This window comes from Coleofasciculus sp. (genome assembly GCF_046539235.1).
Lineage (GTDB): Bacteria > Cyanobacteriota > Cyanobacteriia > Cyanobacteriales > Coleofasciculaceae > Coleofasciculus.
Genome location: NZ_JBKHHI010000264.1, coordinates 1 through 9,242, shown reverse-complemented (window position 1 = coordinate 9,242; position 9,242 = coordinate 1). Strand labels below are relative to the sequence as shown.

Genomic DNA, 9,242 nt, shown 5'->3' with positions numbered 1-9,242 from the left:
AGCGAGTCGTCATCTCGGCTCCCACCAAAGAAAAAGACCCGGAAAAAGTCCCCACGCTCTTGATGGGTGTGAATCATCAGAGCTACGATCCCAACAAGCATACGGTTGTATCCAACGCCAGTTGTACTACCAACTGCCTCGCTCCCATTGCCAAAGTCATTCAAGACAACTTCGGTTTGGCAGAAGGTTTAATGACCACCGTTCACGCCATGACTGCTACCCAACCCACCGTAGACGGACCGAGTAAGAAAGACTTGCGGGCTGGACGCAGTGCGGCGCAAAACATTATCCCCGCCTCTACCGGTGCAGCCAAAGCCGTTACCTTGGTTCTACCGGAACTCAAAGGCAAACTTACCGGCATGGCATTCCGCGTACCCACGCCCGATGTCTCGGTCGTTGACCTCACCTTCCGTACTGATAAAGCCACCAGCTATCAAGAAATCTGTGACGTGATGAAGAAAGCCTCGGAAGGAGAACTCAAAGGGGTTCTGGGATATACAGATGACTCCGTGGTGTCCACAGACTTCACCACTGATCCCCGTTCTAGCATCTTTGACGCGGGGGCGGGTATGGAACTCAACTCCAACTTTTTCAAAGTCGTGGCTTGGTATGACAACGAGTGGGGCTATTCTAATCGCATGATTGACCTAATCCTGTCCATGGCAGCGAAAGGGTAGAACCACCTCAACTTCACGGGGTGACAAGCTAGCTGAAGTGTTGAGCTATCCTGCTTTTAGCCCATTTCTTCTTGTCACAGATAGGGTCAAAGATAGCGGTTGTTTCTGGGGGACCAGCCCCCCAGACCCCCCGATGGGGGACGAGCGCCTCCCCCATACCCCCTGCGCAAAGCTTCGCTAATCCCATATCTCATGGCTGTGGTCTTCATCTGTCAATAAGGGTGTCAATAAGGCTTCATCTTTGGAGATACTAATGTCACTCAAAGCCAGATTTTTAAAGGTTTTAGACGGCTTGTCACCCCTTCAGCTCCTCGACAAAATCAACATAATTCGCGGCAATCCCCGCCTTCCCGAAGTAAGGCGGGGTTAATTTTGGTTGACAATCCCGAACCGGATTCCGTAAAATCGTATTTTTTTATAGGGCTGTCGAAGACAACCGGGTTGGTCGTCTTTAAAATTTTTCTAGGCAGATCTTTTTTAGCCAGATCCAGATCAAGGATACAGTGATGACGGAACCTTTTGCGGATGTCTTTTGGTTGACCTCGGTAAATCGGCGTCGACTATTATACGCTAATGCGGCGACTGAGCAGATGTGGGGTCACACCCCTGACCAATTATCCAGTCATCCGGGAGGGTATATGCAGTGTATCCTGGATGTGATCGATCGCCAGGATCGAGAGCGAGTAGCGGCGGCTTGGACGCAACACCCTGGGAGTGAATTACCACAAGAGTATCGCATTGTCAAATCCGATCGCTCAATCCGCTGGGTGCGATCGCGCTCTTTTATCATGCCGAATCCCTGGGGGGAAAGCCAGCCCGATGTTCCTCAAGTCCTCCTCGCCACGATTACTGAAGATATTACCGAAGACAAACAGGTTGAGGATACGCTCAATCAGCGAGAACAGGAATTTCAAGCCCTACTGGATCATTCTCCGGATATTGTCGCTCGATTTGACCGCCATCTGCGTCATGTCTACGTCAACCCCGTCATTGAACAGGAAACTGGTATTCCTTATCAAGACTTTTTGGGCAAAACCCACCGGGAATTAGGATTACCAGAAACTCTTATTCCCATATGGGAGGAATCCTTACAAACGGTGTTTCAAAAGGGTGAGGAAAATGAGAGTGAATTCACGTTCTTGACTCCCTATGGACAACGGTATTACCAATCGCGTCTGGTTCCCGAATTTGCCCCGGATGGTTCCGTCGAATTTGTCCTCAGCGTGTGCCGCGATATTACCGACATTCAGCAGGCTCAACAAGCAGTGCGGGAGAGTGAAGCCCGTTTCCGCACAGTATTTGAGTTGGCACCCATTGGGATGGCGATCGCCAATGCTCAAGGACGGGTTCTGCATACCAATCAGGCGCTACAAGATATCCTCGGCTACAGCGCTGACCAATTATTAAATCAGTCGTTCCATCTATTTATCCATCCCGATGAGATAACCCAATGCTATCAAGACTTACAGAAACTGATCACCGGGGAAATCACTCACATCAACGCCGAAAAACGCTATCTTCACCAGCAAGGTCATGTAGTCTGGGTGCATGTGTCGGCGTCAGCTGTTCGTGGCGCGAATGGGTTATCCGAGTACACGATCGCTCTGATTCAAGATATTAGCGATCGCAAACAAGCGGAATTCCTGTTGCAACAGGCTCATCTCCATTTGGAACAACGGGTTAAGGAACGCACCGCCGAACTCGAACAAACGAATACCCGCCTCCAGCACGAAATTACTCACCGTCAAACCATAGAGATACAATTACAACAAGCCAAGGAGCAACTGCAAGCGGTTTTGGATGCAGTACCCGGTTGCGTCTCCTGGATGAGTCGCCAAGGACGATATCTGGGAGTTAATCAATATTTGGCAGATATATTCAACCTGTCACCGGACGACTTTGTCGGTCAACCCCTAGGTTTTCTCAATAATAATCCGACCTTTGTCAACTATATTGAACAGTTTATCGCCAGTTCGGTTCAAACTGACCAAAATATCCTGGAAATTAATATCAATGGTTCCTGTCACTATCACCTAATTGCGACGCAAAAATATCAGCAAGGAACAAATATTGTTTGTGTGGGAATTGATGTCACTCAGAGCCAAAAAGCCCAGCAAGCCTTACAAAACCAAAAGGATTTTCTGCAAACCATTATTGATACCAACCCCAATATAATTTATGTCAAAGACCAAGACGGTCAGTATATTTTAGCCAATCGCATGTTTGCCGAACATCGGGGGATTCCTGTCGAGGAATTACTGGGAAAAACAACTGCCCAACTCCATCATGATTCAGCAGATGTGGAACGCTTCCTGGCTGAAGATCAAGAGATATTGACTACCTTACAGCCCAAGTTCATTCCTGAAGAGTTTTCCTGGGATCAAAACGGTGAAATTCGCTGGTATCAAACCATTAAAACTCCGTTGGTGGCTCCAGATGGACAGGTGACTCAAGTCCTCGGCGTGAGTACCGATATCACCGCCCGTAAACTGGCAGAGGAACTCTTACAACAAAGTGAAGCCCGTTTACGTCTTGCCCTCGATGCCGCCCAGATGGCAAAATGGGATTGGAATTTGCAAACCGGAATGATTACTTGGTCTTATCGCTTGGAACAACTCTATGGATTGGCATTTGATCGTCCAGAAATTCCCTACAAAACCTTTTTAGAAAAGGTTCATCCGGAAGACCAAGAACTGGTTAAGCAAAGCATGGAATGGGCGATTCAAACTGGGGAGGATTATGACCTTGAATATCGGATTATTTGGCCCGATCAGATTGTGCGCTGGATTCAAAGCAAAGGTCAGATTATTTATGACAAAACTGATCAGCCTATTTGGACAATTGGGCTGAACCTAGATGTGACAGAACGTAAGCTGGCTGAAGAACAGCTACGTCAGCGAGAAGAACAGTTGCGTTTAGCCCTAGATGCGGCGCGTATGGGATTCTGGGATAGAAATCTGGAGACGGAACAAATTACCTGTTCCTATCACCTGCAACACCTGTATGGATTAGATGCCAAAACCACGCAGATTAGCTACAAAACGTTTCTGAAAATGGTTCATCCTGAGGATCGCGATCGCGTTCACCAAGCGGATCGCCGAGCGATTGATGAGCAGGAAGATTGCTATGATATTGAATTTCGGATTATCAGAACCGATGGTAACCTGCGTTGGGTGGAAAGCAAATCTCAGGTATTTTATGATGAAACGAGTCAGCCTGTGCGGATGATGGGAATTAACCTGGATATCACGGAGCGCAAGCAGGCTGAAATCCAAATTCAAGCCTCTTTGCGGGAAAAAGAAGTCTTGCTCCAGGAAATTCACCATCGGGTTAAAAATAATTTGCAGGTGATTTCCAGTCTTTTAGATTTACAATCTCAGTACATTACCGATCCAACGACGGTGGAACTGTTCCAGGAAAGTCAGAATCGGGTTAAGTCAATGGCGTTGGTGCATGAGAAATTGTATCAGTCTCAAGATTTTGCCCGGATCAATTTTGCCGAGTACATTGAGAATTTGACCAGTTATTTGTTTCAGATCTATATTTTTGAATATAACCAAGTTAACTTAGAATTTCATATTCATGAGGTTAATTTAACGATTGATGCCGCTATTCCCTGTGGTTTGATTATTAGTGAATTAGTGTCTAACGCGCTCAAATATGCCTTTCCAAATGGTCAAGAAGGGACGATTGAGGTGATCCTGACCGCAGCATCTGAGGATCGATGTCACCTAACAGTCAAAGATAACGGCGTTGGATTTCCACCGGATCTGGAATTTGCCAATCCTAAATCATTAGGCTTACAATTAATTAATGTTCTGACTGAACAATTGGAGGGTGATATCAGCTTTAAGCTGGATCAGGGAACAGAAGTGAATATTAGTTTTCCAATCGAAACTTGTAACTAAACCGTAGAGACGTGTTATGGCATGTCTATCTTACTTATTGGACATAACTTGCTCTGGTGTTAAACGCCGACTTAATTTTATTCTCTTATCTATGTGTATTTTTCAATTAAACAAATGGTTAAAGCAAAAATTTTAGTTGTTGAAGATGAAAGAGTTGTCGCCCTCAGCATTCAAAATCGACTAGAAGCCCTCGGATATAGTGTAACCGCCAATGTGATATCTGCCGAAGCCGCGATCGCGGGAATCCCTGAAAATCCTCCCGACTTGGTGTTGATGGATATTCGGCTCAAAGGTAAAATCGATGGCATTGAAGCGGCGGCTCTAATGCGCCAACAGTTTCAACTCCCCGTTATCTATCTGACTGCCTATAATGATGAGGAGACGCTGGAACGGGCTAAACTCACCGAACCCTATGGTTATTTGCTGAAGCCCTTTGAATCCAAAGATTTATCCACCACGATTGAAGTAGCGCTCTACAAACATAAAATGGAGCAACAGCTTCGGGAGCGAGAGCAATGGCTAGCCACGACACTAAAAAGTATCGGTGATGCGGTTATTACCACTGATCCGCAACAGGCGATCACGTTTATGAATCCGGTAGCTGAGGCGCTAACAAAATGGACGCAACAAGACGCCTTAGGTCAAGATTTGAATCAAATCTTTCCCACCATTCATGAAATGACACGAGAAGCCATTCCGAACCCAGTCACTGTGTCTCTACAAACAGGTAAAACTGTAACTATAGAAAATCATACGCTGCTGATTAATAAAGAGGGTGAAGAAATTCCCATTGATGATAGTGCGGCTCCGATTAAGAATGATAGCGAACAGATCCTGGGAGCTGTATTGGTATTTCATGATGCGATTGAGCAACGACAAATCCAAGCCTTGCTAGAGCAAACTAATGCCGAATTAGAACAAAGAGTCGCTGAAAGTACAGCCCAATTAAGACAGCAAAACCAACAACTAGAAGCCGAAATTGTCCGACGCCAGCAGCTAGAAGAAGAGTTACGGGTAGCCCTAGCTAGAGAACGAGAATTGAGCCAATTGAAATCTCGAATTGTTGCTACTGTGTCCCATGAGTACCGGACTCCCCTGACAACGATTTTGTCGTCTACGGAAATGTTACAAAGATATAGCGATCGCTTGACGCCGGAGAAAAAACAAACCCATTTCCAACGGGTGAAACAGTCGGTTGAGCATCTGACGAATCTAGTCAACGATATGATTTTCATTGAGCAAGCCGAAACTCAAGCCCTGGAATTTAATCCCACTTTGGTTAATGTTGAGGAACTCCTGGGTGAGGCGATTGCAGCGGTGCGCCCCAAATTCACTGGAAAACATACCCTGAACCTGATCTGCCCTAATGAGTGCGATCGCGTCTTAGATGGCAACCTACTCCGACTCATTCTCGATAACCTATTGTCTAATGCTATCAAATATTCTCCAGAGGGAGGATTAATTGAGGTAGAACTAAGTCCTCAAGCCCAGGAAATACGGCTGCGGGTTTCTGACGAAGGCATTGGTATTCCCCCGGATGATCAAGGAAAATTATTCAAAGCATTCTATCGCGCCAGTAATATTGGCATTACTCCTGGTGTAGGATTGGGATTAGTGATTGTGAAAGAATGTGTAGAATTGCATCAAGGTAGAGTGGAGGTTGAGAGTGAAGTTGGCGCAGGAACCACGTTTACAATAATCTTGCCCGTGGCGGAATCAGTGGAAGGATAAAAGGCGCCACTACGAACATGGCTATTACCTGGACTCCGGAACAAATCCTCGCACTCGCCCCCGATGCTAAGTCTGCCCAAAATGGTCAAGGCTTGGCACGCTTATCTAAATGGCAAGGATTGGGACGAAATCAGGAGGCGGTGTGGGGAGAATGCCAAGGAAGTGGAAGTAACCTCTATCAAACCCAAATCGATTTAGGTGAAACGGCATTTAAATGCAGTTGTCCGAGTCGTAAATTTCCCTGCAAACATGGACTCGGACTCTTATTACTCTTTGCCAATCAACCCGATAGTTTTAACCAAAATCAATCCCCTGATTGGGTAAACGATTGGATTAGCACTCGCCGTCAAAAACAGGCGCAGAAGGTAGAAAAATCAGAAAACGTTACTGATCCCGTGGCTAAAGCCAAACGCGCCGCCAAACGGGAGGAAAATGTTACCGCCGGGGTGCAAGAATTAGACCGTTGGTTGCGTGATTTAGTCCGTCAGGGATTAGCCAAGTTACCAGAAAAAGACTATAGTTTCTGGGATACGGTAGCCGCCCGAATGATTGATGCTCAAGCCCCAGGATTGGCGCGTCAGTTACAGGAGATGTCCGGGATTCCGTATACGGGGGTGGGTTGGCAAGAACGCCTCTTGGCACGGTTGGGACGCTTGTATTTGTTACTCCAAGGATTTCAACGCCTAGAAACATTACCCTCAGACAGGCAAGCCGATATCCGCACGGCGATAGGTTGGGGACAAAAAGAAGAAACCGCTACCTCGATTATCCGCGATCGCTGGTTAATTTTAGGACAGTGTATCGAAGACCAGGATAACCTGAAAGCGCAACGGATATGGTTACAAGGACAACAGACGCATCGATTCGCCCTCATCCTGACCTTTGCCCATCATTCTCAACCCCTAGACACCAGTCTCATCCCCGGTACTCTCCTCGACGCCGATTTAGGATTCTTTGTCAGCGCTTATCCGTTGCGGGCAATTGTCAAAACCCGTCACGCCCCAGCCATACCCTTTACAGAAATGGAAGGGGAAAGCGCGATCGCAACTGCCCTAACTCAATACACAAATGCTTTAGCTTGTCAACCCTGGTTAGAGCAATTTCCCCTAAGTTTACAAGGAGTTATTCCCCAGAAATATCACCAAGGTTGGGCATTGCGCGACGATGCTAACCAGATATTACGCCTCACCCCCAAATTTACAGAGGGTTGGCAGTTATTTGCCCTGAGTGGGGGACATCCCATCACCGTGTTTGGCGAATGGAATGGTGATCACTTTTTTCCCTTAAGTGCTTGTTCCCAACATCAGTTTATTGTGTTTCGATAATGTTCGTATTGACTTCTCCCCCGGTTGAAACGCGGGGGATTCTAAGAGGATACTGCGGGACGGGCTAAAGCCGCGTCATGAAAGTTTTATCTTCTTAGAGTTCCAGAGGAAAACTCTGGATGGCGCAGTCAAAAACGCCCTACTGACCTTGGCTAGATTAAGACCTAGCTGTATCTCTACTTTGCGGAGGATATTGGCAGCACCGTTAGCATCGGCGTTGACAAACTTTCCATTTTTGGTGCGGTACATTCCTCGTTTGACTCGCTTTCCACTCGGCATCCACCCTTCCGGCTTGGAGCCGAATACAGGCAGAGGATCGTTGTCGAGAAAACTAGCTTTAGAGGTATAACTTTCTTCAGTTTCTACAAACTGAATTCCATAGTGTTCGCACATTTGCTCAATCCTATTTTTAAGACGAGCGGTAGGAATTTGAACAAACTCTTGATTCGTCTTTTTCCCCAGCTCAATTCCATCTTTATTGCGTCGATTCCAACCGAAAACAACTGTTCCAATTCGATGTTGGAGACAATGGCTGACAACAACACGAGCGGCTTTGTTAACCGCATCTCTTGCTTGCCTATTGCGCTTTTCTGTGAGAGAGGCTAATTCTTCATCCCAAAATCCTTGAGCTTTCCCCAACTTAATGGTTGCCACCCGTTTGTTGTAGAGCTGATTAAGACTCTTTAGTTTACGTCCATCAACAATAAAGCTGGTCTCTACGTTAGAAACGCAGGTCATCCAGTTGTCGAGTCCGGGGTCGATTCCTAGCACCCGTGAAGAGTCTACATCTGCTGTTACAGAAGGCAGGAGGTAGACAAACTCAGCATAGAAGCAACCGTTGCGGGGAAGGATTCTCAGCTCTTTAATGTCTTTGAAGGCAAGATTAGATGGCATAAAAATAAAGAAATCCGCTATCTTGAACCATGTCTTGACTAGCGTTCCTAGCGGCACTCTAATTTGACCATCTTTAATCTTCAAAGCTTGTTTAGGATAACTGACAACAGAAAGACCGCCTTTTTTTAAATACTTAGGTAATCTAGGCTTGTCCGCTATCTTTCCTTTTCTGAACGCCTTCATCAACCCATCAAACGACTTGAACGATTCGCTAACCGTTCTTAGCGCTTGTTGAGCTACCTGAGAATAGAGAGCCTGGAAATGTTTGTTATTTTTATACTCCTTTTCTAAGTCATATTTACCGATAGTCTGCCGACACTTAAACCAGAGTTGACGAGCATAATAAATACCACAGTTCATTAAGTTATTCGCTTCGGTGCAAATAAACTCTAGAACGGCGGTTAGCTCTTGAGCTGGATTTAATAGTAATTGCTGACAACCGTACAAGAACATCACCTCCTTATTTATGGTTATATTATATTACTTAAGGGGATTATTGCGGGATAAATCCCGCTGTCTTTACGACTTGCTCGGTTTCATCCCCCGACTGAAGTACGGGGGCTTTCACCATCGCTCATGCTGTAAAGGCTTTAGCCTTATATTTTGTTAGGTTGGCTGGCTTCAACCTAACTCCTATTCGGTTTTGCTATCGCTCTACCCAACCTACAATACCTAAAACTCAGGAGTATTTATGTCTAAGCCCAAAA

The 9,242-nt window shown here is 46.1% G+C and carries 5 protein-coding genes; 4 read left to right on the top strand and 1 reads right to left on the bottom strand.

Features of this window, described 5'->3' with window-relative positions; genetic code table 11:
• The 4 genes from ACLFWI_RS20495 to ACLFWI_RS20480 form a co-directional block, all read left to right on the top strand.
• Positions 1–677 (top strand): type I glyceraldehyde-3-phosphate dehydrogenase (locus ACLFWI_RS20495; protein WP_446414443.1); only part of this gene is annotated, 677 nt, incomplete at its 5' end.
• A 506-nt stretch (positions 678–1,183) separates the two neighbouring features.
• Complete coding sequence (locus tag ACLFWI_RS20490) at positions 1,184–4,585, top strand: PAS domain S-box protein (protein ID WP_446414442.1); 3,402 nt, start codon at positions 1,184–1,186, stop codon at positions 4,583–4,585.
• Positions 4,586–4,699: 114 nt separating this feature from the next.
• Entirely contained in the window at positions 4,700–6,316 is a 1,617-nt protein-coding gene (locus ACLFWI_RS20485) for an ATP-binding protein (RefSeq protein ID WP_446414441.1), read from the top strand.
• A 17-nt stretch (positions 6,317–6,333) separates the two neighbouring features.
• The gene (locus ACLFWI_RS20480) at positions 6,334–7,641 is read left to right on the top strand and encodes an SWIM zinc finger family protein (protein WP_446414440.1); all 1,308 of its coding nucleotides are present in this window, start codon (positions 6,334–6,336) and stop codon (positions 7,639–7,641) included.
• A gap of 75 nt (positions 7,642–7,716) precedes the next feature.
• On the opposite strand, the gene ACLFWI_RS20475 is transcribed toward ACLFWI_RS20480, so the two are convergent.
• Entirely contained in the window at positions 7,717–8,982 is a 1,266-nt protein-coding gene (locus ACLFWI_RS20475) for an RNA-guided endonuclease InsQ/TnpB family protein (RefSeq protein ID WP_446414439.1), read from the bottom strand.
• Between the last annotated feature and the right edge of the window lie 260 nt (positions 8,983–9,242).

Bases quoted from the DNA above. Each gene is read 5' to 3' on its own strand.
- ACLFWI_RS20480 (WP_446414440.1), top strand. From the start codon at position 6,334: ATGGCTATTACCTGGACTCCGGAACAAATCCTCGCACTCGCCCCCGAT.
- ACLFWI_RS20485 (WP_446414441.1), top strand. From the start codon at position 4,700: ATGGTTAAAGCAAAAATTTTAGTTGTTGAAGATGAAAGAGTTGTCGCC.
- ACLFWI_RS20490 (WP_446414442.1), top strand. From the start codon at position 1,184: ATGACGGAACCTTTTGCGGATGTCTTTTGGTTGACCTCGGTAAATCGG.